General features: G+C 75.5%; 31 protein-coding genes. 16 read left to right on the plus strand and 15 right to left on the minus strand.

Going from position 1 to position 26,753, the window contains the following annotated elements:
• Nucleotides 1-146 precede the first annotated feature (146 nt).
• Complete coding sequence (locus ACI79T_RS20375; RefSeq protein ID WP_456611914.1) at nucleotides 147-290, minus strand: hypothetical protein; 144 nt, start codon at nucleotides 288-290, stop codon at nucleotides 147-149.
• A gap of 154 nt (nucleotides 291-444) precedes the next feature.
• On the opposite strand from ACI79T_RS20375, the gene ACI79T_RS20380 reads away from it, so the two are divergent.
• The 4 genes from ACI79T_RS20380 (at nucleotide 445) to ACI79T_RS20395 (ending at nucleotide 3,193) form a co-directional block, all read left to right on the plus strand.
• The gene (locus ACI79T_RS20380) at nucleotides 445-915 is read left to right on the plus strand and encodes a winged helix-turn-helix transcriptional regulator (protein ID WP_456611915.1); all 471 of its coding nucleotides are present in this window, start codon (nucleotides 445-447) and stop codon (nucleotides 913-915) included.
• Between the two features lie 139 nt (nucleotides 916-1,054).
• Nucleotides 1,055-1,450: a VOC family protein gene (locus tag ACI79T_RS20385; RefSeq protein WP_456611943.1), complete on the plus strand. Its 396-nt coding sequence runs from the start codon at nucleotides 1,055-1,057 to the stop codon at nucleotides 1,448-1,450.
• Nucleotides 1,451-1,680: 230 nt separating this feature from the next.
• Nucleotides 1,681-2,919: a S8 family serine peptidase gene (locus ACI79T_RS20390; RefSeq protein WP_456611916.1), complete on the plus strand. Its 1,239-nt coding sequence runs from the start codon at nucleotides 1,681-1,683 to the stop codon at nucleotides 2,917-2,919.
• A 40-nt stretch (nucleotides 2,920-2,959) separates the two neighbouring features.
• Nucleotides 2,960-3,193: a hypothetical protein gene (locus ACI79T_RS20395; protein WP_456611917.1), complete on the plus strand. Its 234-nt coding sequence runs from the start codon at nucleotides 2,960-2,962 to the stop codon at nucleotides 3,191-3,193.
• Between the two features lie 9 nt (nucleotides 3,194-3,202).
• On the opposite strand, the gene ACI79T_RS20400 is transcribed toward ACI79T_RS20395, so the two are convergent.
• Complete coding sequence (locus ACI79T_RS20400) at nucleotides 3,203-3,658, minus strand: STAS domain-containing protein (RefSeq protein ID WP_456611918.1); 456 nt, start codon at nucleotides 3,656-3,658, stop codon at nucleotides 3,203-3,205.
• A gap of 249 nt (nucleotides 3,659-3,907) precedes the next feature.
• Between ACI79T_RS20400 and ACI79T_RS20405 the strand changes: the two genes are divergently transcribed.
• The 5 genes from ACI79T_RS20405 to ACI79T_RS20425 all read left to right on the plus strand — a co-directional run bounded on the left by ACI79T_RS20405 (nucleotide 3,908) and on the right by ACI79T_RS20425 (nucleotide 7,491).
• A complete protein-coding gene (locus tag ACI79T_RS20405) occupies nucleotides 3,908-4,975 on the plus strand; it encodes a phosphotransferase family protein (protein ID WP_456611919.1) in 1,068 nt (355 codons plus the stop codon).
• Nucleotides 4,966-5,619 carry a histidine phosphatase family protein gene (locus ACI79T_RS20410; protein WP_456611920.1) on the plus strand — a complete coding sequence of 218 codons (654 nt, stop codon included), beginning with the start codon at nucleotides 4,966-4,968 and terminating at the stop codon, nucleotides 5,617-5,619. Before ACI79T_RS20405 ends, ACI79T_RS20410 begins: the two co-directional genes overlap by 10 nt.
• A 79-nt stretch (nucleotides 5,620-5,698) precedes the next feature.
• On the plus strand, nucleotides 5,699-6,427 hold the full coding sequence (locus tag ACI79T_RS20415; RefSeq protein WP_456611921.1) for a GAF and ANTAR domain-containing protein: 729 nt from the start codon (nucleotides 5,699-5,701) through the stop codon (nucleotides 6,425-6,427).
• 70 nt (nucleotides 6,428-6,497) lie between these two features.
• Nucleotides 6,498-7,043, plus strand: a complete 546-nt coding sequence (mug, locus tag ACI79T_RS20420; protein ID WP_456611922.1) for a G/U mismatch-specific DNA glycosylase — start codon at nucleotides 6,498-6,500, stop codon at nucleotides 7,041-7,043.
• Nucleotides 7,044-7,050: 7 nt separating this feature from the next.
• Entirely contained in the window at nucleotides 7,051-7,491 is a 441-nt protein-coding gene (locus tag ACI79T_RS20425; RefSeq protein ID WP_456611923.1) for a flavodoxin family protein, read from the plus strand.
• On the opposite strand, the gene ACI79T_RS20430 is transcribed toward ACI79T_RS20425, so the two are convergent.
• Nucleotides 7,481-9,283 carry a SpoIIE family protein phosphatase gene (locus ACI79T_RS20430; protein ID WP_456611924.1) on the minus strand — a complete coding sequence of 601 codons (1,803 nt, stop codon included), beginning with the start codon at nucleotides 9,281-9,283 and terminating at the stop codon, nucleotides 7,481-7,483. The two genes, ACI79T_RS20425 and ACI79T_RS20430, sit on opposite strands and share 11 nt — an antisense overlap.
• A 152-nt stretch (nucleotides 9,284-9,435) precedes the next feature.
• On the opposite strand from ACI79T_RS20430, the gene ACI79T_RS20435 reads away from it, so the two are divergent.
• Nucleotides 9,436-10,215: an alpha/beta hydrolase gene (locus tag ACI79T_RS20435; RefSeq protein ID WP_456611925.1), complete on the plus strand. Its 780-nt coding sequence runs from the start codon at nucleotides 9,436-9,438 to the stop codon at nucleotides 10,213-10,215.
• A 508-nt stretch (nucleotides 10,216-10,723) separates the two neighbouring features.
• On the opposite strand, the gene ACI79T_RS20440 is transcribed toward ACI79T_RS20435, so the two are convergent.
• The gene (locus tag ACI79T_RS20440) at nucleotides 10,724-10,927 is read right to left on the minus strand and encodes a cold-shock protein (protein ID WP_269193827.1); all 204 of its coding nucleotides are present in this window, start codon (nucleotides 10,925-10,927) and stop codon (nucleotides 10,724-10,726) included.
• A 259-nt stretch (nucleotides 10,928-11,186) separates the two neighbouring features.
• Here ACI79T_RS20440 and ACI79T_RS20445 point away from each other — a divergent pair, with 259 nt between their 5' ends.
• A complete protein-coding gene (locus ACI79T_RS20445; protein ID WP_456611926.1) occupies nucleotides 11,187-12,545 on the plus strand; it encodes an alpha-amylase family glycosyl hydrolase in 1,359 nt (452 codons plus the stop codon).
• A gap of 29 nt (nucleotides 12,546-12,574) precedes the next feature.
• Here ACI79T_RS20445 and ACI79T_RS20450 read toward each other — a convergent pair whose 3' ends face one another.
• Nucleotides 12,575-12,769, minus strand: coding sequence for a hypothetical protein (locus tag ACI79T_RS20450; protein WP_456611927.1), 195 nt, complete (start codon nucleotides 12,767-12,769; stop codon nucleotides 12,575-12,577).
• 84 nt (nucleotides 12,770-12,853) lie between these two features.
• On the opposite strand from ACI79T_RS20450, the gene ACI79T_RS20455 reads away from it, so the two are divergent.
• The 4 genes from ACI79T_RS20455 (at nucleotide 12,854) to ACI79T_RS20470 (ending at nucleotide 16,419) form a co-directional block, all read left to right on the plus strand.
• Nucleotides 12,854-13,687 carry an alpha/beta fold hydrolase gene (locus ACI79T_RS20455; RefSeq protein ID WP_456611928.1) on the plus strand — a complete coding sequence of 278 codons (834 nt, stop codon included), beginning with the start codon at nucleotides 12,854-12,856 and terminating at the stop codon, nucleotides 13,685-13,687.
• Nucleotides 13,688-13,731: 44 nt separating this feature from the next.
• The gene (locus ACI79T_RS20460) at nucleotides 13,732-13,914 is read left to right on the plus strand and encodes a PspC domain-containing protein (protein ID WP_456611929.1); all 183 of its coding nucleotides are present in this window, start codon (nucleotides 13,732-13,734) and stop codon (nucleotides 13,912-13,914) included.
• 79 nt (nucleotides 13,915-13,993) lie between these two features.
• Nucleotides 13,994-14,770: a cyclase family protein gene (locus ACI79T_RS20465; RefSeq protein ID WP_456611930.1), complete on the plus strand. Its 777-nt coding sequence runs from the start codon at nucleotides 13,994-13,996 to the stop codon at nucleotides 14,768-14,770.
• Entirely contained in the window at nucleotides 14,767-16,419 is a 1,653-nt protein-coding gene (locus tag ACI79T_RS20470; RefSeq protein ID WP_456611931.1) for a thiamine pyrophosphate-binding protein, read from the plus strand. Before ACI79T_RS20465 ends, ACI79T_RS20470 begins: the two co-directional genes overlap by 4 nt.
• Before the next feature lie 29 nt (nucleotides 16,420-16,448).
• On the opposite strand, the gene ACI79T_RS20475 is transcribed toward ACI79T_RS20470, so the two are convergent.
• On the minus strand, nucleotides 16,449-16,811 hold the full coding sequence (locus ACI79T_RS20475; protein ID WP_456611932.1) for a DUF1330 domain-containing protein: 363 nt from the start codon (nucleotides 16,809-16,811) through the stop codon (nucleotides 16,449-16,451).
• Nucleotides 16,812-16,900: 89 nt separating this feature from the next.
• On the opposite strand from ACI79T_RS20475, the gene ACI79T_RS20480 reads away from it, so the two are divergent.
• Nucleotides 16,901-17,773 carry an alpha/beta fold hydrolase gene (locus ACI79T_RS20480; RefSeq protein WP_456611933.1) on the plus strand — a complete coding sequence of 291 codons (873 nt, stop codon included), beginning with the start codon at nucleotides 16,901-16,903 and terminating at the stop codon, nucleotides 17,771-17,773.
• Nucleotides 17,774-17,783: 10 nt separating this feature from the next.
• Here ACI79T_RS20480 and ACI79T_RS20485 read toward each other — a convergent pair whose 3' ends face one another.
• From ACI79T_RS20485 to ACI79T_RS20525, 9 genes are all read right to left on the minus strand, one after another.
• Nucleotides 17,784-19,403, minus strand: coding sequence for a peptide chain release factor 3 (locus ACI79T_RS20485; RefSeq protein ID WP_456611934.1), 1,620 nt, complete (start codon nucleotides 19,401-19,403; stop codon nucleotides 17,784-17,786).
• 191 nt (nucleotides 19,404-19,594) lie between these two features.
• Nucleotides 19,595-21,163 (minus strand): polyamine aminopropyltransferase, encoded by a 1,569-nt coding sequence (locus ACI79T_RS20490; RefSeq protein ID WP_456611935.1) that lies wholly within the window; start codon nucleotides 21,161-21,163, stop codon nucleotides 19,595-19,597.
• Nucleotides 21,164-21,167: 4 nt separating this feature from the next.
• On the minus strand, nucleotides 21,168-21,635 hold the full coding sequence (locus ACI79T_RS20495) for a DUF350 domain-containing protein (RefSeq protein ID WP_456611936.1): 468 nt from the start codon (nucleotides 21,633-21,635) through the stop codon (nucleotides 21,168-21,170).
• 40 nt (nucleotides 21,636-21,675) lie between these two features.
• On the minus strand, nucleotides 21,676-22,080 hold the full coding sequence (locus ACI79T_RS20500; protein ID WP_456611937.1) for a DUF4247 domain-containing protein: 405 nt from the start codon (nucleotides 22,078-22,080) through the stop codon (nucleotides 21,676-21,678).
• Nucleotides 22,077-22,586, minus strand: a complete 510-nt coding sequence (locus tag ACI79T_RS20505) for a DUF2617 family protein (protein ID WP_456611938.1) — start codon at nucleotides 22,584-22,586, stop codon at nucleotides 22,077-22,079. The genes ACI79T_RS20500 and ACI79T_RS20505 overlap by 4 nt, the downstream gene beginning before the upstream one ends.
• Entirely contained in the window at nucleotides 22,583-23,197 is a 615-nt protein-coding gene (locus ACI79T_RS20510) for a DUF4178 domain-containing protein (protein WP_456611939.1), read from the minus strand. Before ACI79T_RS20510 ends, ACI79T_RS20505 begins: the two co-directional genes overlap by 4 nt.
• 93 nt (nucleotides 23,198-23,290) lie before the next feature.
• Nucleotides 23,291-24,088 (minus strand): DivIVA domain-containing protein, encoded by a 798-nt coding sequence (locus ACI79T_RS20515; RefSeq protein WP_456611940.1) that lies wholly within the window; start codon nucleotides 24,086-24,088, stop codon nucleotides 23,291-23,293.
• Nucleotides 24,085-25,224 carry a globin domain-containing protein gene (locus tag ACI79T_RS20520; RefSeq protein WP_456611941.1) on the minus strand — a complete coding sequence of 380 codons (1,140 nt, stop codon included), beginning with the start codon at nucleotides 25,222-25,224 and terminating at the stop codon, nucleotides 24,085-24,087. The genes ACI79T_RS20515 and ACI79T_RS20520 overlap by 4 nt, the downstream gene beginning before the upstream one ends.
• 147 nt (nucleotides 25,225-25,371) lie before the next feature.
• Nucleotides 25,372-26,601: an MFS transporter gene (locus ACI79T_RS20525; protein WP_456611942.1), complete on the minus strand. Its 1,230-nt coding sequence runs from the start codon at nucleotides 26,599-26,601 to the stop codon at nucleotides 25,372-25,374.
• Between the last annotated feature and the right edge of the window lie 152 nt (nucleotides 26,602-26,753).

Consider the following 26,753-nt stretch of genomic DNA (forward strand, 5'->3'; position numbering starts at 1 on the left):
CCCCCCCCCCCCCCCCCCCCCCCCCCCCCCCCCCCCCCCCCCCCCCCCCCCCCCCCCCCCCCCCCCCCCCCCCCCCCCCCCCCCCCCCCCCCCCCCCCCCCCCCCCCCCCCCCCCCCCACCACAGGAGGTGAGCCAGGTAGGTCGCTCAGCGGCGGGCGCCGAGGGCGGCGATCTCGTGCGCGGACTCGAGCGTCGGGGCGGTCGCGAGGGCCGAGGCGAGGGCGCGCTCCTGACGCAGGTGGGCGCGCTCGGCGTGCCGGCGGGCGAGGGCGGTGCGGATGCGGGTCATGGCGTGTCCTCCATCAGAGCGGTGGTACTTCTGCGAGCTCTGCAGGGGGCCGGGCGGGCCGGCCGGAGACCGTCCGCCTCCTGGGTTCGCACCCTGAACTCTGCACCGTCGCACAAGGTTCGGCAAGTGAACCCAGCATGGTTATGCTCACACTGTGAGCGACGCCTCCTTCGATCGGTCCCGCTGCTCCGTCGCCGGCACGCTCGCGGTGGTGGGGGAGAAGTGGAGCCTGCTCGTGCTCCGCGAGACCTTCCTCGGCGTCCGCCGGTTCGCCGACCTGCAGCGGGCGCTCGGCATCCCCAAGGCGGTGCTCACCGACCGGCTCGCCACCCTCGTGCAGGAGGGCGTCCTCAGGCGCGAGCCCTACCAGGCAGAGGGGGAGCGGCAGCGGCACGAGTACCGGCTCACCGGGAAGGGGCGGGACCTCTACCCCACCCTCGTGGCGCTCATGGAGTGGGGCGACCGCCACCTCGCCGACGGCCCACCGCCGCTCACCCTGGAGCACCGCGACTGCGGCGCGCGGGTGCGCGTCGCCCTGGTCTGCGACGACGGGCACGAGGTGGCCGGTCCGCGTGAGGTGGCCGCCCGGTCCGCGGACCCGGCCACCGCCGAGCGCCCCGCCTGATCGCGGCCGCGGGGCCGGCCACGTCAGGCCGAGGCGCACCGGCCGATGAGTTCTCCGTCCCTCGGGCGTCCACCCTGCGAGCCCGCCGTCCGGCCGGACGGTGGGCACCGCAGCACCGACCGAGGAGTTCCCCGTGCGCATGATCTTCGTCAACCTGCCGGTCGCCGACCGGGACCGCGCCGACGCCTTCTACGGCGCGCTCGGCTTCCGGCGCAACGACCAGTTCTCCGACGAGCGGTGCGTCTCGTACGCCGTCGAGGAGAACATCGCCGTGATGCTGCTGACGCGGGAGCGGTTCGCCGACTTCGTGACCGGTGAGGTGGGCGACCCGGCGCAGGCCACCTCGGTGCTGAACTGCCTGTCGGCCGGCAGCCGGGAGGAGGTCGACCGGCTCGTCGCGACGGCGATCGCCGCCGGTGGCAAGCCGTGGCTGCCGGCGCAGGACCACGGCGTCATGTACGGCGCCAGCTTCGCCGACCCGGACGGCAACGTCTGGGAGGTCATGTGGATGGACCCGTCGGTGGTCCAGGGCTGACCCGCCCGAGCCAGGCAGGTCGCAGCTCCCGGACATGTCACAGCCCCCGGACATGCTGGGGGCACGGGCCCGGATGGCGGTACGGCCCGTCCTCGGTCACCCTGGGTCTCCGGTCGCGTGCCGACGGTTGCAGGTGACCGGGCGGCCCGCCGGAGCGCCGAGGGGGAGCAGTGATCGATCCGCGGGAGCCAAGGGATCCGGGGAGCGTCCGGCACGGGGCGGTCGGGCCGATGGCCCGGGCGACCGGACGCCAGGTCGTCGTCTTCGCCGACCCGGGGGACGACGCCGGCATCGACTGGAGCGGCGCCGGCGTCCGAGGGGTCGCCGACTCCCGCGACTTCGCCGACGGCGACATCCCCCCGCAGACGTTGCAGGACGCGGGGGCCACGGTCTTCGCCGCCCTCGGCATCGCCGTCGTCGCGGCCGGTCCGGAGCAGATCGACGCACTGCGGGAGCGGTCGGCCCGGCGGGTCCTGTCGGTCTCGCCCGAACTCGTCCACCACGTCCTCGCCGACGCAGGCGGCTACGTGCGGGGCTACCGCGACGGCGTGGCCGACGTGACCGGACGGCTGCTCGCGCCGGAGGCCGTGGCGGAGGCTGCGGCGAGCGCCCGGTTCGCGGACACGCCCCTCGCGACGTGGGGCGTGCAGGCCGTCCGGGCGGACACCTCCTCCCGCTCCGGACGGGGCATCCGGGTCGCCGTGCTCGACACCGGCTTCGACCTCGCCCATCCCGACTTCGCCGGCCGGGCCGTGACGGCGCGCTCCTTCGTGGCCGGCGAGGACGCCCAGGACGGTCACGGCCACGGCACCCACTGCATCGGCACGGCCTGCGGGCCCCGGACCCCGACGGGCGGGCCCCGGTACGGCATCGCGTCCGAGGCGGAGATCTACGCCGGGAAGGTCCTCGGTACCGACGGCAACGGCACCGACGCCGGGATCCTGGCGGGCATGAACTGGGCGGTGACCAACCGGTGCCCGGTCATCTCGATGTCGCTGGGCGCCGACGTCGTCGAGGCCCATCCGCCCTACTCGGCCGCCGGCGGGCGGGCGCTGCAGCAGGGGTCGCTCGTGATCGCCGCCGCAGGCAACAACGCCGACCGGCGGGCAGGGAACGACGGCTTCGTCGGCGCCCCGGCCAACAGCGTGGAGATCATGGCCGTCGGCGCGGTCGACCAGGCGTACGGGATGGGGTACTTCTCGGCCCGGAGCCTGCCGTCCCGCGGGGGGCAGGTGGACATCGCCGGCCCCGGCTGGGAGGTGTTCTCCGCGTGGCCGATGCCGGTCCGCTACCAAGCGATCAGCGGTACGAGCATGGCCACGCCCCACGTGGCCGGGGTCGCCGCGCTCTGGGCGGAGGCGACCGGCCGCCGGGGGCTGGAGCTCTGGGCGACCCTGTGCCAGGAGAGCGAGCGGCTGCTCCAGCCGTCGGTCGACGTCGGCAGCGGTCTGGCGGTGGCTCCGCGCTGACAGGTTCCGGACGGCGCCGGGCCCGCGTAGCGTCGGCTGCATGACCGACGTCAGCATCACCGTGGACGACGGGCACCTGGCCGCGCTCGACGGCGTGGTGCAGGGCCTGCGCGCGCACGGCATGCGGGTGGACCAGGTCCTCGACGGGCTCGGCATCATCACCGGCTCGGTACCGCCGGGCACCCTCGGGGCGCTGACCGGCGTCGCCGGTGTGGAGTCGGTGGACGAGCAGCTCACCCACCGGCTGGCGCCGCCGGACGCGCCGGTCCAGTAGCCGCGGTGCTCAGACCCGGGTCGGCACGGAGCGGGTCGGGTACCCCGCCCGCAGCGGACCGGCCGACGGCAGCGGACGGTGGCCCCCGGCGGCCGGCGGTGCCGCAGGCCCGGCGGGGCGCAGCTCGAGCATCTGGTCCAGGCCGACCAGCAGGAGCAGCCGGTGCAGGCACGGGCTCGGCCGTTCGAGCACCAGCCTGCTCCCGTGCCTCCGGGCCAGGTGGTGCGCGGTGACCAGGGCGCGGAGGCCCGCGGCGTCGCAGAAGACCACCTGTGCGGCGTCGAGCGCCCAGCGGTGGTGCCCGGTGCCGGCCAGCGCGGACAGCCCCTCCAGGACACGGGAGGCGTTCTCGCGGTCGAGCTCGCCGGAGACGGTCACCGTCCCGCCGACCAGGTCGACGCACACGTGGAAGGGGATCGGGTCGGCGTCCAGGGGAGGGATCGCCGAGCGGGCGTCTGGTGCCATGGCTGGTCTCCCGCCTGACGACCGTGCCCCGGAGCGGTAGCTGCGAACGCACGTTGCACGCGGTCGGGCGTGCGCCGGGCCGGAGCTTCGACCCGTGGACCAGGCTAGACGGGGAATGTGGTCCGGAACAGTTCCGCAGCAGCGACGTCGGCCAGCCTCTCACCGTCCGCGAACGGCCGATGACGCGTCCGCGCCGTCCCGGGCACCGCTGCTGGATGCGCCGCACGCGCCCGTGGTGGGATGGGGTCGATGAGCGAGAACGCGAGCCGCCTGCGTGATGTCCGCCCCGAGGACGCCTTCGACGTCGAGGCGGTGCACGCGTGGCTGGCGCCGCGCGTGCCGGCGCTCGACGGTCGCCCTGCGCCCCGCGTGCAGCAGTTCACCGGTGGCGCCAGCAACCTGACCTACCTGCTGGACTACGGGGACCTGGACCTGGTGCTGCGCCGGCCGCCGCACGGCCACAAGGCGGCCTCGGCCCACGACATGGGGCGCGAGGTGCGCGTCCAGCAGCGGTTGCGGCCGCACCTGGACGTGGTCGCGCAGATCCACGGCTTCTGCGAGGACCCGTCGGTCATCGGCAGCGACTTCTACGTGATGGAGCGGCTGCACGGGATCGTGCTGACCCGGAAGCTGCCCGAGGACGTGGAGCTGGGGCCCGACCGCGCGCGGGTGCTGGGTGAGACCGCCTACGACACCCTCGCCGAGCTGCACTCGATCGACGTCGACGCCGCCGGGCTGGCCGATCTGGGCCGGGGGCCCGGCTACGTGCGCCGGCAGGTCGAGGGCTGGTCGCGCCGGTTCCGCGACGCCCGCACCGACGACGTGCCCGCCGCCGAGGAGCTCATGGCCTGGCTGGCGGCCCACCAGCCCGAGGACGTCCGCGCCAGCCTGCTGCACGGCGACTGGAAGCTGGACAACCTGGTGCTCGACCTGTCCGGCACGCCGCGCATCACCGGTGTCCTGGACTGGGAGATGGCCACCGTCGGCGACCCGCTCATGGACCTCGGCGCATCGCTGGCCTACTGGGTCACCGCCGACGACGACGAGGAGTTCGGCCTGGTCTCCACCCAGCCGAGCATCCTGCCGGGCATGCCGACCCGGGAGCAGCTGGTCGAGCGGTACCTGGCCCGCACCGGTCTGCAGCCGGAGAACTGGACGTTCTACGAGGTCTTCGGCCTGTTCCGGCTCGCCGTGATCATCCAGCAGATCTGGGCCCGGTACAGCTCCGGGCACAGCACCAACCCGCGGTTCGCCACCTTCGGCATCGCGGCGGCGGTCCTGCTCCAGCGTGCGGAGAAGCTCGCCGGATGCCGCTGATCTGCCTCGTCCGGCACGGGCAGGCGTCCTTCGGTGCCGACGACTACGACGTGCTCAGCGACCTCGGCCGCGAACAGGCCGGCTGCGTGGGGGAGGAGCTGCGCCGGCGGGAGCTCCGCGACCCGCTGGTCGTCTCCGGGACGCTGCGCCGACAGCAGGACACCGCCGCCCTGCTGGCGGGGGCCGCCGGCTGGCCGGTCGGGGCCGACGCCGATCCGCGGTTCGACGAGTACGACCACCTGGACCTGCTCAAGCGGTACCCGGGGGAGGGCGGTCCCGGGGACGGGTCCGGCTCGCGCGAGGTGCAGCGGCTGCTCGACGGCGCGCTCCGGTCGTGGATCGCCGCGGGCGACGCCGACGGCTGGCCGGCCTTCTCCACCGGGGCGGTGGCGGCCGTCGACGACCTGGCCGCCGGGCTGCCCTCCGGCCGCGACGCCGTCGTCGTCAGCTCCGGCGGCGTGATCGCCGCGGTGGTGGCCGCGCTGCTGGGGGCACCGGCGGACGGTGTCGTCGCGCTCAACCGTGCGGCGGTCAACGTCGGCGTCACCAGCGTCCTGGCCGGGTCGAGCGGGCTGTCGTTGCTGGCGTTCAACGACCACGCGCACGTGACGGGGAGCAGGCGGCACCTGCTGTCCTACCGTTGACGGCCCGGCCGGTCGCGACGTCCTCCGGCAGGGCTTCCGGTCACTGTCCGGAGCGGGACCCGGCGGCTAGGGTCGTCGGATGACCCAGCACGGGGGGAGGGACGTGGGCCTGCACCACCTGGGTGAGCAGATGAGCAAGGTCGCCCGGCAGCTGCAGGAGGAGCACGGCGACGTCGAGGCGACGCTGCGCGCCATCACCGACGCCGCCGTGGGCGCGGTGCCGCACGTCGACGACTGCAGCATCAGCTATGTCATCGCCCGCTCGACGGTCGAGCCCCGGGCGGCGACCAGCGAGCTGGCGCAGCGGATCGACGAGCTGCAGGGCCGGCTCGGACAGGGGCCGTGCCTGGACGCGATCTCCGAGGAGAAGGTGCTCCGGGTCGACGACGCGGCCACGGACGGCCGCTGGCCCGACTTCGGGCGCGAGGCGGCCCGCCTGGGCGCGAGCAGCATTCTGTGCTTCCGGCTCTTCGTCGAGGGCGACCGGATGGGGGCGCTGAACCTCTACGCCCGCTCGCCCGGGGCCTTCGACGCCGAGAGCGAGGAGATCGGCCAGATGTTCGCCGGCCACGCGGCGGTGGCACTGGCCGGCGCCGAGAACGAGTCCCACCTGCGCAGCGGCATGGCGAACCGCGACGTCATCGGGCAGGCCAAGGGCATCCTGATGGAGCGCCACAGGCTCACCGCCGATCAGGCGTTCGGGGTCCTCGCGCGGGTGTCCCAGGAGCTGAACCGCAAGCTGGTCGACGTCGCCCGCGAGCTCACCGACACCGGCGCGGTGCCGGGCGGGAACCGCCGGCGCGACTGAGCGGGGGGGCGGGAGCCTTCCCGACGGGGAGCTCGAGGCGGGCGGAGGCGGCGCAGGTCAGGATGGGGCGGTGCCCGACGAGCCCGTGTCCGACGACCCCGTCCTCCGCAAGCCGGTCCCCGACATCGTGGCGCCCGGGCTCGACGTGCTGTTCTGCGGCATCAACCCGTCGCTGATGTCCGCCGAGCGTGGCCACCACTTCGCCCGGCCGGGCAACCGCTTCTGGCCGGCGATCCACCTCGCCGGGTTCACGCCGCGGCGGCTCACCCCGGACGAGGACCGGGAGCTGCTGCACTACGGGCTCGGGGTGACCAACGTGGTGGACCGGCCCACGCGGACCGCCGCCGAGCTCTCCGCCGAGGAGCTGCGGGCCGGCGCAGTCGCGTTGGAGGAATTGGTCGCCCGGTACCGGCCCCGGGTGCTGGCGGTCCTCGGCATCACCGCGTGGCGGCAGGGGTTCGACCGGCCCAAGGCGGCCGTCGGCCGGCAGCCCGAACGACTGGGCGGCGCCGACACCTGGGTGGTCCCGAACCCGAGCGGCCTGAACGCCCACGTCCAGCTGCCCGACCTGGCCCGCGTCTACCGGCAGCTCCGTCCCCGCCCCGGGACGGGATGATGCGGGGGTGTCCCGTCTCCTCGTGGTCCACCACACCCCCTCGCCGGCCCTGCAGGCGGTGCTCGACGCCGTCCGGGAGGGCGTCGCCCTCGTCGACGACGTCGAGCTGACCGTCCGGCCGGCGCTGTCGGCCGGGCCGGCAGACCTGCTCGCCGCCGACGGGGTGCTGCTGGGCACCCCCGCCAACATCGGCTACATGTCGGGGGCGCTCAAGCATTTCTTCGACACCGTCTACTACCCGTGCCTCGACGCCACGGTCGGGCTGGCGTTCGGCGTCTACGTGCACGGCAACGACGACACGGCCGGCGCGCTGCGCAGCATCGAGCGGATCACCGGCGCGCTCCGCTGGAAGCAGGTCGCGGCGCCGCTGAGCCTCACCGGGGCGCCCGGCCCGGCGGACCTGGAGGCCTGCCGCGAGCTGGCGGCGACGGTGGCGGTCAGCCTCTGACGGCTCGGCCACCGTCGGGCACGACGCGGAGGACCACGAGCGCGACGTCGTCGGAGAAGTCCGGCGCCGCGCGGGCCAGGAGCGTGTCCGCCACCGCATCGACCGGGAGGTCGGGCAGGTCGCCGGCCGCGGCGGTCAGCCGGTGCAGCCCCTCGTCCAGCGTCGAGCCGCGTCGCTCCACCAGCCCGTCGGTGTAGAGCACCAGGGTGGCGCCGGGCGGGAGCGGGAGGGTGTGCTCCGACCGGGGCGCATCGGGGACGACGCCGAGCAGCAGGTTCCGCGGGCGCTCCAGCAGCTCCACCGCGCCGTCGGGCCCCACCAGCAGCGGCGGCGGGTGCCCGGCGTTGGACCAACGCAGCACCCGCTCGCTGCCGGCCGCCTGCCCGCGGGGCGACTCGATCCGGGCCACCAGCGCCGAGGCCAGCGTGCTGATGCCCAGGCCGGCCATGGCGCGGTCCAGGGACTGCAGCACCTGCGCGGGATCGGAGCCGAGGGCGTGGGCGATGCCGCGGAGCACGTTGCGCAGCTGGCCCATGAGCGCGGCCGCCGTCCGGTCGTGGCCGGTGACGTCGCCGACGACCAGGGCGGTGGCGCCGTCGGGTGTGCGGAAGGCGTCGTACCAGTCGCCCCCCACCCGGGCCTCCTGGGCGGCCGGCCGGTAGCGGACGGCGATGTCCAGCCCCTCGGGCCGGGGCGGGGAGGTGAGCATGGAGCGCTGGAGCGCCTCGGCGAGGCTGCGGGTGGCCCGCGCCTGCCGGCGTTCCTGCTCCAGCCGGGCGACCCGGTCCAGCGCCTGGCCGCACTGGGCGGCGAACGCCTCGAGCACCCGGACGTCGTCGTCCTCGAGCGGTTGCGGCCCGAGCCAGCCCACGGTCAGCGATCCGAGCACGCGTTCGGCGGCCCGCAGGGGCAGCGCGGCCCAGGCCTGCAGCCCGGGGGCGGGCGGGGGCGCGCCGGCGGCACGGGCATCGGCCACCAGCACCGGGCGGCCCGTGGCGGCGACGGCCAGCGGTGAGGCCGAGTCGGCGGGCAGGGGACGGGCGTCCGGCCGGTCGGCTCCGGTCGTGGCGTCCACCACGGTGAGGTCCGGGGAGTCCGGCCGGTGCAGCGCCACCGCGAGGAAGTCGGCCGAGACGCCGGGCCCGCCGAGGTCGGCCAGCAGCCGGAGGAGCTCCGCCCGCGTCTCCGCCGCGGCGAGCGCGGAGACGGTGCGCGCCAGCCCGGCGAGGGCGCGCGCGGTGCGCTGCTCCCGCTCGCGCAGGGCCCACAGCTGGGCGTTGCTCTGCTCCAGCTCCCGGGTGCGGGCGAGCAGGTCGGACTCCACCTGCATGACCCGGTCGTCCAGCCGCCCCTCCGCGGCGGCGGCGCGCACCCCGTCGCGGGCGCGGATGTAGTCGGTGACGTCGTCCGAGCGGTGCAGCAGCAGCACCACCTCGCCGCCGTCGTCCAGGATCGGCACGTTGCGCGGGCTCCAGAACCGCACGTCGTAGCTGCCGTCGGGCAGCCGGATGTCGTACTTCTGGATCGCCATCGTGTGCGGCTGCCGGGTGTCGCGCGCCCGCTCCAGCGACGCGCGCAGGTTGGCCAGGCCGTCGGCGTGCGGGTCGTCGGGGTTCATCGGGAAGGCGTCGAACAGGTGCCGGCCGACGGTCGCCTCGAGGGTGGTCGCCGTGGCGTCGAGGCGGGCCTGGTTGGCGTGCACGATGACGAGGCCGGGCGTCAGGAGCAGGAACGGCGTGGGGGCGGCGTCGAACACGCGGCGGAAGTCGGGCACCGGGAGATCGCCGTCCACGCCACTCCGATGCTCTCGCCGTCCTCCGGGGTGCCCGGATCCCCGACATCTTCCCCCGATCGCCGGAATCGGTGGCGGGCAGCCCCGGCCCCCCGTGTCGCAGCTCCGTTCCCGGGTACCCGCGGAACGGAGCTGCGGAAGGAGGGCCGGGCGTGCCGACCCGACGAGCCGTGCTGCGAGCCGGGGCGGCGACGGCGCTGGCCGTCCTGGGCACGGGGTGCGCGCCCCGGACGACGGGTTCACCCGGTAGCTCGACGACGGGCCGGGGCGGTGCGATCCTCGCAGCCCGTCCGCCCGCCTCTCCGCCGACGGAGCCACCCGAGCCGGGTACCCGCTCCCTGGGCCTCGCGTCCTCCGGGGACCCGCTGCTGCACGTCCCGCCGGAGCCGGGGACGGGCCCGCTCCCGCTGGTGGTCTCGCTGCACGGCGCCGGCGGGGACGCCGAGGCCGGCCTGGCACTGGTGCGGCAGGCGGCCGACGAGCACGGGCTGGCGGTGCTGGCGCCGGCCTCCCGGGGGCCCACCTGGGACGCCGTCGGCGGTGACTACGGGCCGGACGTGGAGCTGATCGACCGCGCGCTCGCCGACGTCTTCCGCACGGTGCCGGTCGACCCCGCGCGGATCGCCGTCGCCGGGTTCTCCGACGGCGCGTCGTACGCGCTGGGGCTGGGCCTGGCCAACGGCGAGCTGTTCCGCCGGGTCGCCGCCTTCTCCCCGGGATTCGTGCCGCCCGCCCCGCGGTCGGGCACGCCCGCGGTGTTCGTCTCCCACGGGGTCGACGACGAGGTGCTGCCGATCGACCGGACCAGCCGCCGGATCGTGCCCGCGCTCGAGGAGGACGGCTACGACGTCACCTACCGGGAGTTCCCCGGGGCGCACGCCGTGCCGCCGGAGGTGGTCGACGCGGCCGTGGCGTGGCTCGTCGGGAGCTGACCCCAGGGAGCTGGCCGGCGGGGAGTGGTTCCCCGGCCGGATGCCGTCGGCGACCGCTGCGGGGGCGACGACGGCGTCCGGCCGGGGATGCTGCAGAGCGGGGCCGGGACACCCGCGGTGCAGCGGCTTCAGGGGCCCGGCGGGTGCGGGCTCACCAGCGCAGGGGGTGCGTGGACCGCGAGTGCGCGGTGCGGCAGGCCCGGCAGTTCCCCCAGGAGACGATGCACAGCGGGGTCGTGGGACCGCCGCACTCGGGGCACTCGACGGCGCCGTCGGAGTTGGCGCGTGCGTCGCTCAGCGCTCGCGTCCGCTCCTCGTGGATCCGTGTGTCGCCCCGGCAGGGGCAACCCAGATGGGCTTCCTCGCAGCGTCCGGCGTGTCCGGCGATGGGGTTCTCCTCGCTGATCGTGGTCGACGGTCCGCGCGCGGCGCCCGTCGTCGTGGCCGGTGTGGAGAACGCGAAGGGGGCCACGGCGCAGTGCGCCGTGGCCCCCTCCTCACGCGTGGATCAGATCGCGCGGACGTTCTCCGCCTGCGGGCCCTTCTGGCCCTGCGTCACGTCGAACTCGACCTGCTGGCCCTCGTCGAGGGACTTGTAGCCGTTGCCGCTGATGGCGGAGTAGTGGCAGAAGACGTCGGCGCCGCCGCCGTCCTGGGCGATGAACCCGAAGCCCTTCTCCGCGTTGAACCACTTCACAGTGCCCTGAGCCATGTTCGATCTTCTTCCGTGCTGGGGGGTGACCGCACAGGTACGTACCGGGTGCGGGGCCGCCGCACCGACCGGCAGGACCGAGAGGAACGTCAGGCAGAGACGACTGCGGACGTCCAAGAACGAAAGCAGAGGCGCAACAGCGACCGAGGAGGACTGTACGCCCTGCACAGCCGTCCTGGGAAGGGCCTGGTCGGAGGCCCCCTCGGTGGAGGTGCCCCGGCCGACGGGGGCCGTCGGCCGGTGCGCGAGCATCGTCGGCATGACTCCTCCGGGTACCGGTGCGGCCGGCTGGGTGCACGACGCGATCTGGTGGCACGTCTACCCGCTGGGCTTCGTCGGTGCCGAGCCCGCGGCCGACCCCGGGCGGCCGGTCCGCCACCGGCTGCCGCAGCTGGTCCGGTGGCTGGACCACGCCGTCGAGCTCGGCGCCTCCGGGCTGGCGCTCGGCCCGGTCTTCGCCTCCGGGACCCACGGCTACGACACCACCGACCACCTGCGCATCGACCCCCGGCTGGGCGACGACGCGGACTTCGACGAACTGGTCGCCGCGTGCCGGGCCCGCGGGCTGCGCCTGCTGCTCGACGGCGTCTTCAACCACGTCGGCCGCGGTCACCCCGCGTTCCGGCAGGTGCTGGCGGAGGGGCCGGCGGCGCGCACGGCGAGCTGGTTCCGGCTGCGCTGGCCGGGCGGGCCGCAGGCGTGGGCCCCCGGGACCGAGCCCGGCTACGACGACTTCGAGGGCCATTCCGCGCTGGTCGCCCTGGACCACGGGTCCCCGGAGGTCGTCGACCACGTGAGCGAGGTGATGGGGCACTGGCTCGACCGCGGGGCCGACGGGTGGCGGCTGGACGCCGCCTACGCCGTGCCGGCGTCGTTCTGGGCGGAGGTGACCGCGCGCGTGCGGGCCCGGCACCCCGGCGCCTACCTCATGGGCGAGGTCATCCACGGCGACTACGGCCGTTTCGTCGAGGAGTCGGGCCTGGACGCGGTGACCCAGTACGAGCTGTGGAAGGCCATCTGGAGCTCGCTCAACGACGCCAACTTCTTCGAGCTCGACGCGGCGCTGGCCCGCCACACCGACCTCCTCGGCCGGTTCGTGCCGTACACGTTCGTCGGGAACCACGACGTCACCCGCATCGCCAGCCGGCTGCGCGACGACCGGCACCTGCCGCACGCCCTGGTCGTGCTGCTCACCACCGGTGGTACCCCGGCGGTCTACGCGGGCGACGAGCACGCCTTCCGCGGCGTGAAGGAGGACCGGGCCGGTGGCGACGACGCCGTCCGCCCGTCGTTCCCGGCGTCGCCGGAGGAGCTCTCGCCGGTGGGGCTGCCCGTCCTCCACCTGCACCAGGAGCTGATCGGGCTGCGCCGCCGGCACCGCTGGCTGCACACCGCCGGCACGGCGACCCTGCACCTGGCCAACGAGCAGGTGGTCTACGAGAGCCGGGCCGACGGCGGGCGGCTCGTGGTCGCCCTGTCGGTCGCCGACGGGCCGGCCGAGCTGCCGGCCCCGGGCGCCGGTGGTGTGCTGGCCGGCGACGCCGAGGTCGTCGCCGGGGGCACGAGCGGCGCCCGGGTGCGGCTGCCCGCCCACGGCTGGGCGGTGCTGAGCGGCTGACGCGCCGGCTCAGCGGCTGACGCGCCGGCTCAGCGGCTGGTCGCCAGGTCCTTCACCGCCTTCGCCACGTACATCACCGACAGGGCCAGGAACAGCGCCCCGATCACGGCCCGCACCTGGTCGTCGGTGACCGACGTCCGCTGGGCCACCGGCCCGGCGACGGTGTCGGCCACGCGTGCACGCCAGCCCTTGAGGCCGGCCTTCCCGAAAGTGACTGCGTCCATGGCCGGGGTCCCTACCCGGCCTGTGACGAGGTGAACGGGGCATCCGGTGCATCGCCGGCCGACGGGCGGGGCACTGGCGCGATCATGAGTCTTCCCATCGGTGCCACCCGCAAGGTCGACGTCGGCGGCCGCCGGCTGAACGTCTGGGAGGCCGGCGACGCCGGACCGACGGTCCTGCTCGTCCACGGCATCCCGACCAACCACCGCCTGTGGCACGACGTCGTCCCGGAGGTGTCCGCCTCGGCGCGCGTGCTGGCCGTCGACATGCTCGGCTACGGCGACTCCGACCCCTCCGGCGACCACCCGGTCGACCTCGCCGCCCAGGCGGCCCTGCTGCTCCGGCTCCTGGACGAACTCGAGGTGCCGCGGGCGGTCGTGGTCGGGCACGACCTCGGCGGCGGGGTGGCGCAGATCCTGGCCACCACGAGCACCGACCGGGTCGCCGGGCTCGGCGTGGTGAACGGCGTCTGCTACGACGGTTGGCCGGTGCCGCTGGTGCGGGCGATGAAGGCGGCCTGGCCCGCGCTGCAGCTGCTCCCGCCCCCGGCCCTGGCGACCGCGCTGCGTCCGGCGCTGCGCACGCTCTTCGCCCACCAGGAGCGGGCGGCGCCCTTCCTCGACCGCATCGTCGAGCCGTGGTCCCGCCCGGGCGGGCCGGCCCAGCTCGCGCGCCATCTGCGGTCGCTGGACTCGGTGTACACGCAGACGGTGGCCCCGTTCCTGCCCCGGCTGGACCTGCCGGCCGAGGTGGTGTGGGGCCGGCAGGACCACCAGATGAAGCCCCGGTACGGGCAGCAGCTCGCCGACGACCTGCCCGGCGCGCGGCTCACCTGGGTCGACGACGCCAGCCACTTCGTGCCCGCCGACCGGCCCGACGTGGTGGTCGAGGCGGTGCTGCGGCTGGTGGCGCGGGCCTGACCGGGGGAGGTGTTCGCCCGGCCGGTGCCGGGTAGCGGCACGGGATGACATCACCGCTGGTCAGGCCGCGTTCGCAGAAGATGATCGCCGGGGTGTGCGCCGCCCTGGCGAACCGGTTCGGCGTCTCCCGGGGCATCGTCCGGCTGGGGTTCGTGCTCTTCGGCCTGTTCGGGGTCGGCGAGATCGTGTACCTCGCGCTCTGGCTCATGATCCCCAAGGAGCGCTGACCCGCTCCCGGCGCGGTCCGGGCCCCGGCGATCATGCTTGACTGTCGGCCGTTTCCGCCCTGCTGCGAAGGGACAAGCGATGTCGATCCTGGAAGGCCTCGCCGAGGCGCTGGCCACCGCGCGGATCGAGGTCGTCGACCTCACCGCGCCCCTCTCGGCGGAGACGCCGGTCATCCAGCTGCCGGAGCAGTTCGCCCAGACCGCCCGCTTCGAGCTGGAGGAGCTGAGCCGCTACGACGACCGCGGCCCGGCCTGGTACTGGAACAACTTCCGCACCGGCGAGCACACCGGGACGCACTTCGATGCGCCGAACCACTGGGTCACCGGCCGGGACGGCGAGGACGTCGCCTCGGTGCCGGCCGGGCGGCTGATCGCCCCCGCGGTCGTCCTCGACTTCTCCGCGCAGGCCGCCGCGGACCCCGACTTCCTGCTCGAGGTGGAGCACGTCCGCGCGTGGGAGGCCGAGCACGGGCCGCTCCCCGAGGGCGGGTGGCTGCTGTTCCGCACCGGGTGGGACGCCCGGTCGGACTCCCAGCAGGCCTTCCTCAACGCCGACGACACCGGGCCGCACACGCCGGGGCTCTCCCCGGCCTGCGCGCGCTGGCTGGCCGAGGAGTCGCCGGTCCTCGGGCTCGGCGTCGAGACCGTCGGCACCGACGCCGGCGCGGCGCACTCCTTCGACCCGCCGTTCCCGTGCCACGCGGCGCTGATGGGCAGCGGCAAGTACGGGCTGACCCAGCTGCAGAACCTCGACCGGCTGCCGGTGACCGGCGCCCTCCTCGTGGCCGCGCCGCTGCCGATCGTCTCCGGGTCCGGCTCGCCGTCGCGGGTGCTCGCGCTGGTCGAGCGGGGATGACCCGGGCCACCGGGCGCACGGTCGCGGCCGCCGTCGGGGAGACGCTCGCCCGCCGCGGGGTCGACACGGTCTTCGGCGTCGTCGGCTCGGGCAACTTCGTGGCGACCAACGCGATGGTCGCCGCGGGCGCGCGGTACGTCGCGGCCCGCCACGAGGGCGGCGCGGCCACGATGGCCGACGCCTACGCCCGGACCACCGGCCGGCCGGCGGTGCTCAGCCTGCACCAGGGCTGCGGGCTCACCAACGCGCTCACCGGCATCACCGAGGCGGCCAAGAGCCGGACGCCGCTGGTGGTGCTCACGGCGGAGGCCACCTCGCCGCGGTCGAACTTCTCCGTCGACCAGTTCGCCCTGGCCACCGCCGTCGGGGCGGTGCCGATGCGGGTGACGGCGGCGGCCGACGCGGTGGCGGTCGCCGCCGCCGCGGTGGACACCGCCCTGCTGGAGCGGCGCACGGTCGTGCTGAACCTGCCGCTCGACGTCCAGTCCCTCGCCGCGGGGGACGACGAGCCCCCGCCCGCGCCGCACCGGCCCGACCCCGTGCCCGGCGATGCCGACCTGGCCCGGCTGGCCGACGCGCTGGGCGCGGCCCGGCGGCCGGTGTTCGTGGCCGGCCGCGGCTCGCGGGGGCCGGGCGCGCGCCGGGCGCTGGAGGAGCTGGCCGAGCGGTGCGGGGCGCTGCTGGCGACCTCGGCGGTGGCCAAGGGGCTCTTCCGCGGCAGCGACTGGGACCTCGACGTCTCCGGTGGCTTCGCCACGCCGCTGGCCGCCGAGCTGATCGGCGACGCCGATCTGATCGTCGGCTGGGGCTGCCAGCTGAACATGTGGACCATGCGGCACGGGCGGCTGATCGCCGACGATGCCACGGTCGTGCAGGTCGACCTCGACGCCGCGGCGATCGGTGTGCAGCGGGAGGTCGCCTTCGGCGTCACCGGCGATGTCCGGGCGGTCGCGGAGGTGGCGGCAGACCGGCTCGGGAAGGGTGCGGCCGCCGGCTACCGCACGCCGCAGGTGCGCGCCGCGCTGGCCGAGCGGGGCCGCTGGCGGGACGAGTCGCTGCCGGGCCCGGGCGACGGCGAGCGCATCGACCCGCGGACCCTGACCGTCGCGCTCGACGACCTGCTGCCGGCCGAGCGCGTGGTGGCGGTGGACTCCGGCAACTTCATGGGCTACCCGAGCATGTTCCTCGACGTGCCCGACGAGCAGGGCTTCTGCTTCACGCAGGCCTTCCAGTCCGTCGGGCTGGGCCTGGCGACGGCGATCGGTGCGGCGCTGGCCCGGCCGGACCGGCTGCCGGTGGCGGCGCTCGGCGACGGCGGGGCGCTGATGGGCGCCGCCGAGCTGGAGACGGTGGTCCGGCTGGGGCTGCCGATGGTCGTCGTGGTCTACGACGACGCCGGCTACGGCGCCGAGGTGCACCACTTCGGCCCGGACGGGCACCCGCTGGACACCGTCCGCTTCCCGGAGACCGACTTCGCGTCGATCGCCCGCGGCCACGGCTACGCCGCGGTCACCGTCCGCGGCCCGGAGGACCTCGCCGGCGTCCGGGAGTGGCTGGCCGGGCCCCGGTCGGCGCCCCTGCTGATCGACGCCAAGGTGACCCGCGACCAGCCGTCCTGGTGGCTGGAGGAGGCCTTCCGCGGGCACTGACCGGCCGGGCGTGGCCGGATGCGGCCCGGCTACCAGGCGGTGGTGGCCTGGAGGACGGCCTCGGTCAGCGCGCGGGTGCGCAGCTCGGTCACCTGCTGGTACTCGGGGTCGGCGACCATCTTGCTGAACGCCTCCCGCGAGGGGTAGCGGACCAGCAGCACCGTGTCCCAGGCCTGACCCGACTCGGCCACCAGCGCCGTCGACCCCTCGCCGGCGTAGAGCACCTCGCCGCCGTACCGGGGCAGGAACGTGGTCGAGAGCGCCTCGGCGTACTGGGCGTACAGCTCGCGGCCGCCCTCGGCGTAGCGCAGCAGGTTCAGCATCACCACCGGCCCGCCGGGGTCTTCGGAGAGGTAGCGCTTGAGGTCCGCACCGCGGGGATCGATCGCCATGCGGGCAAGCTAGCAACCCGGCGGCACCTCGCCCGGCCGTTCCCGCGCGCCCGCCGGGTGAGGCGGCCGTGCCCGGGTAGGGGAGGCCCATGGTCGAGTACACGCCGCCCCGGGAGGACAGCATCCGGCTCCGCGACGGCCGGGTGCTCGCGTACGCCGAGTACGGCGATCCCGGCGGCTGGCCGGTGCTGGGCTGCCACGGGTCACCGAGCTCGCGGCTGGAGCGGCACGTCGAGGACCCGGACGCCTACCGGCGGTGGGGGATGCGGGTGATCGTCCCCGACCGCCCCGGGTTCGGGCGGTCGGACCCGCATCCCGGACGCCGGGTGATGGACTGGCCCGACGACGTCGCCCAGCTGCTCGACCACCTCGGCGTCGACCGGTTCTCCGTGGTGAGCCTCTCGGGCGGGGCGGCCTACGCCCTGGCGTGCGCGCACGTCTTCGCCGAGCGCGTCCGGGCCGTCGGCATCCTCGGCGGGGCGCCGCCGCCGGACGTGCCCTGGCCGTGGCCGCGGTGGGTGCCGCGGCGCCTGCGGGACACCATGCACCGGCCCGCGCAGCTGGCGACGGTGCTGCGGCCGGTGCTCGCCCCGATCGGGTTGCGGCCGGCGATGATCCCGCGCTACCTCCAGCTGCGGCTCAACGCGGCCGACCGGCGGGTGCTCGGGCGGCCCGCGGTCCGCCGGATCCTGGCCGCGACGTTCAGCGAGGGGCTGCGGAACGGCACCGCCGTGCTGGCGGAGGACCGCGCGCTGCTGTTCCGGCCGTGGGGCTTTCCGCTGTCCGAGATCCGCCAGCACGTGCACGTCTGGCACGGGACGCAGGACTGGCAGGTGCCCGTCGTCCTCGGGCAGGTGCTGAGCGCGATGCTCCCCGCAGGCACTGCGCACTGGCTGGCCGGCGAGGGGCACTTCGCCGTCTTCGACCACGCCGAGGAGGTGTACGCAGCCCTCAGGGAGTGACCGCCGCGGCTCAGGCCAGCTGCGCGGCCACCAGCGGCTCCAGCGTCAGATCGGGGTGCCGCTGCTGGAGGATCCGCAGCGCCCACTTGTCGGGGAAGAGGGCGAGCAGCTCGCCGTTGGTCCGCTGCACCACCTCCACCCCGCCGGAGGACGCGATCCGGGGCAGCGACGCCTCGTCGGTGCGCATCGCCAGGGTGTAGGGCAGCCGGTCCAGCGCCACCGGGGCGTTGAACTCGTGCTCCATGCGGTGGGTGGCGACCTCGAACTGCATCGGTCCGACGACGGCGAGCACCGGGGTGCCGTCGCCCCGCCGCTCGGAGCGCAGCACCTGGACGACGCCCTCGGAGTCCAGCTGCTCGATGCCCTTGCGGAACTGCTTGTGCTTGGCGGTGTCCCGGCTGCGCACCACCGCGAAGTGCTCCGGCGCGAACGTGGTCAGCGGCGGATAGCTCACCGGGCGGTCGGTGTAGAGGCTGTCGCCGACGCCGAGCGCCGAGGCGTTGACCAGGCCGACGACGTCGCCGGGGTAGGCGACGTCGACGCTCTCCCGCTCCCGGCCGAACACCTGCTGGGCGTACTTGGTGGCGAACGGCCGCTTCGTGCGGCCGTGGGTGACCACCATCCCGCGCTCGAACACGCCCGAGCAGATCCGGATGTAGGCCAGCCGGTCGCGGTGGGCGGCGTCCATGCCCGACTGCACCTTGAAGACGAAGGCGCTGAACGGCTCGCCGAGGTCGCGCACCGCGCCCTCGGCGTCCGGTCGCCCGGCCGGCGGCGGGGCCAGGTCGACCAGGGTGTCCAGCAGCGCGCCGACGCCGAAGTTGGAGACGGCGGAGGCGAACAGCACCGGCGTGGTGACCCCGGCCAGGAACGACTCCTGGTCGTGCTCGGCCCCGGTGGCCTCGAGCAGCTCGGCCTCCTCCTCGGCCTGCTGCCAGACCTCGCCCTCCCGGGCGGTGGCCTCGGCCGCGGTCAAAAGCTCCTCCGGGGCGATCGTGGCGCCGCCCGCGGTGCGGGTGAACCGGCGGAAGGTGCCGTCCCGCCGGTCGAGGACGCCGCGGAAGTCCCCGGCGATGCCCACCGGCCAGGTCAGCGGCGTCGGCGTCAGCCCGGTGCGCTCGCTGATCTCGTCCATCAGCTCGAGGGCGTCCTTGCCCGGCCGGTCCCACTTGTTGACCACCGTGACGATCGGGATGCCCCGGTGCTTGCAGACCGCGAAGAGCTTCATCGTCTGCGTCTCCAGGCCCTTGGCCGCGTCGACCAGCATCACGGCGGCGTCGACGGCGGTGAGCACCCGGTAGGTGTCCTCGGAGAAGTCGGCGTGACCGGGGGTGTCGAGCAGGTTGATGACCGCGTCGCGGTACTCGAACTGCAGCGCCGCCGAGGTGATGGAGATGCCGCGGGCCTTCTCCATGTCCATCCAGTCCGAGACCGTGCCGCGCCGGCCGGCCTTGCCGTGCACCGCGCCGGCCTGCCCGATGACCCGGGCGTGCAGGGCCAGGGCCTCGGTGAGCGTGGACTTGCCGGCGTCGGGGTGGCTGATGACGGCGAAGGTGCGCCGCCGGGCGGCCTCGGCGAGCGCGGAGCGGGCGGTCCGGTCCGCGTCGCCGGGGGTGGGAGCGGCAGTCACGGGTGGTTCTCCTCGCAGGACGGGGTGCGCGCCGCCGTCCCGCGGGACGGCGTGCGCCGGGTGGCGCGCCGGGCACCGCGGCCGGGGCGCTCCGCCGGCCGGGACCCGGAGGTCCGGAGGGCCGGGCGCGTGGCGTCGGTGTCCGAGGCCATGAACGCTACAGGCGCGCGCCCGGGAGCCCGGCCGCTGCGTCAGCCGGTGTAGCCGGCCCGCATGTCCTGCACGATCAGCGGCCGGTCCAGCGTGGACGGTGCCAGCTGCTGCCGGGGCCGGTCGGCGGGGAACACCGCGGCGGCGGCCAGCACGGCGCCGTCGAGGAACCGGGTCGGCGGGGCGGCGGGGGAGAGGGCGAGGGCCGGCGGCTGCGGACCCCGCTGGGCCAGCGCGAAGCCCCAGTCGCCGAAGCTCGGCACGTGCACGTGGTACGGGGCCGCGGTGAGCCCGGCGGCGTCCAGGGTGGAGACGGTCCGCCAGAAGGCGGTGGGGGTGGAGTAGGGGCTGCCGGCCTGCACCGCGACGAGCCCGCCGGGGGCCAGCGCGGCAGCGACCAGGCCGTAGAACTCGGTGGAGTAGAGCCGGCCCAGGACCGGGGTGTCGGGGTCGGGCATGTCCACGACCACCGCGTCGAAGCCGGTGGCGGCCGGCGAGCGCAGCCACCGGAAGGCGTCGTCCAGGACGACCGCCACCCGGGGGTCGTCGAGCGCGCCGTCGTTGAGCGCGGCCAGCCGGGTGCGGGCCAGCTCGATGACGGCGGGATCGAGCTCCACCTGCACGACCTCCTCCACCGAGGGGTGGCGCAGCACCTCGCGGGCGGCCAGCCCGTCGCCACCGCCGAGGACCAGCACCCGGCGGGGGTCCCGGGACAGCACCGGGTGCACCAGCGACTCGGTGTACCGGTGCTCGTCGCGGCTGGAGAACTGCAGGTCGCCGTCGAGGTACAGGCGAAGGTCGCCGGAGCGGTCGGTGAGCACGATCTCCTGGTAGTCCGACCGCTGCGCGGCCACCACCGGATCGGCGTACAGCCGCTGCCGTGCCGTCGTCTCGATGTCCTGCGCCCGGAGCAGCAGGAACCCCAGCCCGGCGGCCGCCACCAGCAGCGCGGCGGTGGCGGACCGGCGCGCGCGGACGCTCATCTGCCGCCGCAGCAGAAGGCCCGCGACCACCGCGGCGGCCAGCAGGTTCACCAGGCCGGTGATCGCCGCGCCGCGCACCTGCCCCGCCACGGGCAGCAGCAGGAACGGCCAGACCAGCCCACCGAGCAGCGCCCCGGCGTAGTCGGCGGCGTTGAGGTCGGCCAGCACCTTGCCCGAGCCCTCGGCGTCGATGCCGTCCCGGCCGGTCTGCAGCAGGGTCATCAGCAGCGGCACCTCGGCGCCGACCAGCACACCGAGCACCGCGGTCGCGCCCAGCAGGACGGCGTTGCTGGTGCCGTAGAAGGAGAACGAGACGTACAGCGTGACGGCGCTGAGCCCACCGGCGACGCCGAGCAGGATCTCGACCGCCACGAACGTCGTCGCGGCGTGCGGCAGGAACGGCTTGACCAGCAGGGCGCCGGCGCCGAGCGCGGCGACGAAGCCGGCGACGATCAGCGACGTCTGGGTGATCCCGCCACCGACCAGGCTGGCCGAGAGGGTGAGCAGGACCAGCTCGTAGATCAGCCCGCAGGCGGCGCAGACGGCGACGGCGGCCAGCAGCAGCGGGCGGGAGCGGACCGCGCCGCGGCCCGCCGCCGGTGCCAGCTCCGGGGCCGACGCGGTCACGGCGTCAGGAGAGGGCGGCGGCGTTGACCGCGCCGATGGCGACCAGGCTGGCGCCGATGGCCCAGGCGGAGCCGCGCATCCGCGGCTCGTTGACCAGGGCGCGCAGGTCGGCGGGGATCACCGCGTCCAGGGCCCGGAGGGCCAGGGCCTGCAGCAGCACACCGACCAGGCCGTAGACCGCCGTGTCCACCAGCCCCTGGCCCAGGTTGTCGGCGCTGGTCATGATGGCCGTCACCACGATGATCGCCAGCGCGAGGTGGTTGGCGCCGAGCAGGATCGCGGCGTTCGGGTTGTGGTCGAGGTAGACCTGCGTGCGCAGGTTGCCCGGGGTGATGAGGTCCAGCGCGAGGAACCCCAGCGCCAGCACGCCCACCCCGATGACGAAGAACAGCAGCGTCGCCACGACGCCCTGGACCAGCAGGTCGCCGTCGACGTTGCCGAACTCCAGCGCCTGCCACGAGGTGCTGCTCATGTGGGGTTCTCTCCTGGGACGGGGGACGGGGGATTGGTGGTCACTTGACGTCGCCGGGCCCGCCGCCGCCGCCGGTGCCGACGGGCGACCCGGGCCGGAAGCCGGGTCCCAGGAAGGCGAAGAAGCCCCCGCTGTACCGGCCGTCCAGGTCCTCGACGCGCACCGAGCTGCCGCCCGTGGCCGCGCTGACGATGACGATGTCGTCGCCGTAGCGGAGGTACTCGTTGCCGCCGTCGGCCTGCCGCTCGGCGGGCGGGACGGCGTCGACGATGGTCGTGGTGGTGGTGCCGACCGGATCGGGCGAGGAGTAGACCGACGTGTCGCCGAGGATCTCGGTCCGCTCGTAGGTGTCCTCGAGGAAGTCGCGGACGCGGGTGCCGCTGCCGCAGCCGGCGAGCAGGACGGCGACCAGCAGCACGGCCAGCACACGGGGGATCGGTCTCACGGCGTCCACCTGCTCCGGGTCGTGACGACCTCGCCGCTGGTGCCGGCGGGGTACAGGTGCCAGGTCTGCCAGGACCAGCCGCCGCCCGCAAGGGGTTGGGCGGTCATGGCGGTCAGCGCCCCGGCCGATCCGGGGAAGGCGCCGCACAGCCAGGCCGGGTCGGCCGCGGCGAGCGCCCGGAGCCGGTCGGCGGTCGCGTCCAGCTCCCGGCGGCCGGTGGTGGTGACCGCCGAGGTGAGCCGGTAGGCACCGGACCGGGCGGCGCGGGGCAGGGGGCGGCCACCGGCGGCGACGGCGTCGCAGGAGACCTCCTCGGTGAGCCGGTGGTCGCCGGTCTCGGCGGTGACCACGTGCGAGGCGCCGAGGACGCCGAGGGTGAGCGAGCCGCCGTCGGCCCCGGGCAGCCGCAGCCGCGCCAGCGTCGCCGGCGCGGGCCCGTCGAGCAGCAGGCCCAGGGCGGCGGCGGCGACGTCCCGCGGCTCGACGTCCAGCTGGTGCAGGCTCATGCCTCGGGCGTCCGGTGGTAGACGGTGAGCTCGCCCCGGCTGACGCTGCGGCCGGTGGAGACCTCCCACGACTGGGTCGGCGCCCAGCGCTCGAAGGCCAGCAGACCGGTCTTGTCCGCGGTGGCGTAGTCGGCGTAGTCGACGGTCCCGGTGGGCGGGGTGCCCGTCGTGCCCTCGGCGGTGTAGGCGGCCCGGCCCCGCTCGATCTGCCGGTGCACCCGGTCGTCGAGGACCACGTCGCCGTCCGGCGTGAGGTTCGTGCCCTCGCGGCGCATCCAGAGGGTCATCTCCAGCTCGCCCTCGTCGTCCTCCACGGTGAGCCAGCGGCGGCCGGTGGACCCGTCGAGCAGGTGCTCGCGCCAGGTCATGCCGCCTTCCTCGAGCACGATCGTGCCCCGGACGACGTGGTCGATCCCGGCGTAGGTGATCACGTCACCGACGCCGATGCGGTGCGGGTCGTAGACGTCCGGCTCGTCGGCGAGCGGGTCGACCCGCGGCCGGGGCGCGGCGGCCCGGGCGAGGTTCCGCCGGCGCAGCACGAGGATGACCGCGGCCAGGACGGCCAGGGCCACCGCGACGACGATCAGCAGGACGAGGAGCACGTCGGACATCGCGGTGGCCTCCTGGCGGTCGGCGGACGGGCCGGGTGAAACCTATCGCGCCGCTTCCGGGCCGGCCGCCGCCGTCGACCCCTTGGTCCGCCGTCAGCCGCCGGGCGCGTGCGCTGCCGCGGGCGCCGTGCGGTCCGCGTCCGCCTCGTCCTCCTGCACCGGGCCGCCGGCGCTGTTGCCGTGGAACGACGTCTGCGGTGCCGGGGTCCCCCCGGGCCGCCGCCCCTGCTGCGCGCCGGAGGCGTGCGCCTGCGGGGCCAGCGAGGGGTCGACCCGGCCCCACTCGGTCTCGACGTCGGTGAGCAGCGCCTCCAGGTAGGCCCGCAGCTGGGCGCGGCAGGCCTGGGCGTAGGCCTTGAGGAAGGCGACCTGCTCCTCGAGCTCCGCGGCGGTCCGGGACCCGGGCGCGGCGTCGTCGTCCAGCGACTTCTCACCGGTGAGCCGGGCGGCGGCCTCCTGGGCCGCCTGCATGATCGCCCCGGCGTTCTGGCGGGCGAGCCGCAGCTGCTCCTCGTACTGGCTGCGGGCCTCGGTGGTCATCTGCCGGCTGAAGTCCTCGGCCTCGGCGACGTAGTCGTCGGCCGTCTGCTGCGCGCTGGCCAGGATCTTCACCGCCTGCTCGCTCGGCGGCTGCGGCATGGGCGCGCCGTCCAGCTGCTGCTGCAGAGCGCTGAGCTGCTCCTGCAGGTAGGCCCGCTCGCCGGCCAGCGCCTGGACCTCGGCGGCCAGCGTGCCCACCTCGGCCGCGACGAGGTGCTGGAAGCGGTCGACCGCGGCCTGGTCGTAGCCGGGGTGCAGCAGGGATCCGGAGGGGAACCTCGTACTGCGGATCTGCGCCGGTGTCAGCCGTCGGTCGTGCCCTCCGGTACCGGACACATCGGTGGTGGTCATTCGGTCACCTTCCCCTCGGCACTGGGCCCCGGTCGGCTGGGGGCGAACACCTCGCTGCGCACTCGCTCCCGCGGCACGCCGTGCTGCAGCAGCCCGTCGACGGTCTGCTCCACCATGGGCGCCGGGCCGGCCACGAACACCTCGCGGCTGAGCCACGGTCCGTGCCGGAGCACCACGTCCCCGACGTCGCCGCGCTCCAGGCCGGAGAGCTCGTCGTCGGACACCGCGTACGTGACGCTGAGCCACGGGCGGGTCTGCCGCAGAGCCTCCAGCGCGGCACGGTCGTAGAGCTGGTCCTCGGTGCGCGCGCCGACGAAGAGGTCGACCCGGCGGGCGGGGCCCTGCCGGTCGACCTGGTCGACGAGGGCCTCGAGCGGGGCCAGCCCCATGCCGCCGGCCACGAGCAGCAGGTCGCGGTCGGAGCCCTCGCCCAGGGTCAGGTCGCCGAGCGGGGGGCCGAGCCGCATCAGGTCGCCCACCTCGGTGCTGCGCACGAGGGCGGTGCTGACCGGACCGCCCGGGCGGGCCTTGACGTGCAGGTCGAGGGTGCCGTCCTCCCGGGGCGCGTTGGCCGGGGAGTAGTAGCGCCAGAGGCGCGGACGCCGGTCGATCTCCAGGGACAGCGACTGGCCGGCCAGGTAGTTCACCGGCACCTCGGGGCGCACCCGCAGCACCGCCACGTCGACCGCGCGCCGTTCGTGCGCCACGACCTCGGCCCGCCAGGTCGCGGGGTGGTCGGCGGACTCCTCGGCGCCCTGGATCATCACCGAGGCGACCAGCTCGTAGGCCTCGGTCCAGGTGCGGGCGCGGTGCTCGTCCCACTCGTCGTCGAAGTGCTCGAGCGTCGCCAGCAGGCTGGGCATGACCGCCGGGTAGTGCGCCGGGAGGGTGCCGAACTTGCGGTGGTCGTGGCCGAGCTGCTTGAGGATGGGCACGAGACCCTCCAGGTCGTCGACGTGCGAGACGACCTCCCCGAGGGCGTGGAAGAAGCGGTCGCGCTGGTGGGCCATCGAGACGGGGAACATCGCCCGCGTCTCCGGGTGGCTCAGGAACAGGTGCGAGTAGAAGTACAGCGGGGCCTCGTCACCCGTCGCCGCTGCCTTGGCGAAGCTCGCCCGCATCGCGGCGATGTCCATGCGTGCCTCCTCGCGGCGTGGTCCGTCCGGCTGCGCGAGCGCCGGCCCCGGCTCCGGTGTGCGACCACGCCAGCGCGCTCTGCTTGCCCTTCCCCGGCCCGGCCGCCGCCACACGGACGACGCGGATCTTTCTGATCGTGCGAGAGATCAGCCGGCCGTCGTCGCGGCCGGCGCGGGGCGGGGCGCCTCGCGCGGCATCAGCAGCGCACCGACCAGACCGGCCGCGAGGACGGCGGTGCTCACCCCGAAGGCCACCTGGAAGGAGGCGACGTCGGTGAGCCAGCCGGCCACCAGCGGACCCGCGATCGCGCCCAGGTCGGCCGACATCTGGAACACCGCCACCACCCGCCCGCCGCGACCGGCGCTCATGTCACCGACCAGCGCGGCCGGGGCGCTGGCCAGCAACGACGCGGCCAGCCCGAAGACCGCCATGGACAGCAGGAACGCCCAGATCACCGGCGGGAGGACGAGGACCGCCATGGCGGCGGTGCCCAGCGCGGCACCCACGACCAGCGACGGCCGCCGTCCCCAGCCGTCGACCAGCCGCCCGGACCGCAGCAGGCCCAGGGCCTGGGCCAGCGACCCGGCCAGCAGGCCGGCGCCGGCCCAGGCGACGGTGCGGCCGAGCTCCTCGGTGACGTACAGCGGCACGAGCGAGTTGCGGACGCCGAAGAGCACCCACCCGACGCCGAAGTTGGCCACCAGCGCGGCGAGGTAGACCCGTGAGCGCAGGGCGGCGCCCAGGGGCATCGGGCCGGTGGTGAGGTCGGGGGAGGCGACGTCCGTCGGCTCCGGGGCGGCCGGGTCCGGCTCGGCGGAGCGCAGCATGAGCACGCCGACGCCGCCGGCCACGAGCAGGAAACCGGCGTAGAGGAAGAACGGCAGCCGGGGGGAGAGCTCGGCCAGCAGACCCCCGGCTGCGGGCCCGGCGATGCCGCCCAGGATGAAGCCGCCCTGCCAGGTGGCGGCCGCCCGGCCCCGGTGCGACGGCGGGGCGACCCGTAGCAGCAGGGAGAGAGCGGCCACGGTGAACATGGCGCTGCCCACGCCACCGGCCGCACGCAGGCCGAGGAACAGCGGGAACGAGCCGGCGAGCCCCGCCGCGCCGGTGGTGACGGCGACGATCACCAGGCCCGCGGTGAGCACCAGCCGCTCGCCGAACCGCTCGACCAGCGTGCCGCCGCTGAACGCGGAGACGAACCGGAAGAACGCGAAGGCGCTGACCGCCAGTCCGACGGCGGTGGTGCCGACGCCGAAGGAGCGGGCGAACAGCGGGATCGCCGGCGCGACGATGCCGAAGCCCAGCGCCACGACGAAGGCGATGACCGCCAGGACCATGACCTCGCGGGGCAGCTCTCCCCGTGTCCCGACCCGCACGGATGGCGATCGTCGCACGGCCCGCCCGGAGGTCCCCGGGCAGGCACCTGGGGGGGGGGGGGGGGGGGGGGGGGGGGGGGGGGGGGGGGGGGGGGGGGGGGGGGGGGGGGGGGGGGGGGGGGCGGGCGCCGGGGGGGGGGGCGAGCGGGGGG

It is taken from the genome of Blastococcus sp. SYSU DS0619 (assembly GCF_054051035.1).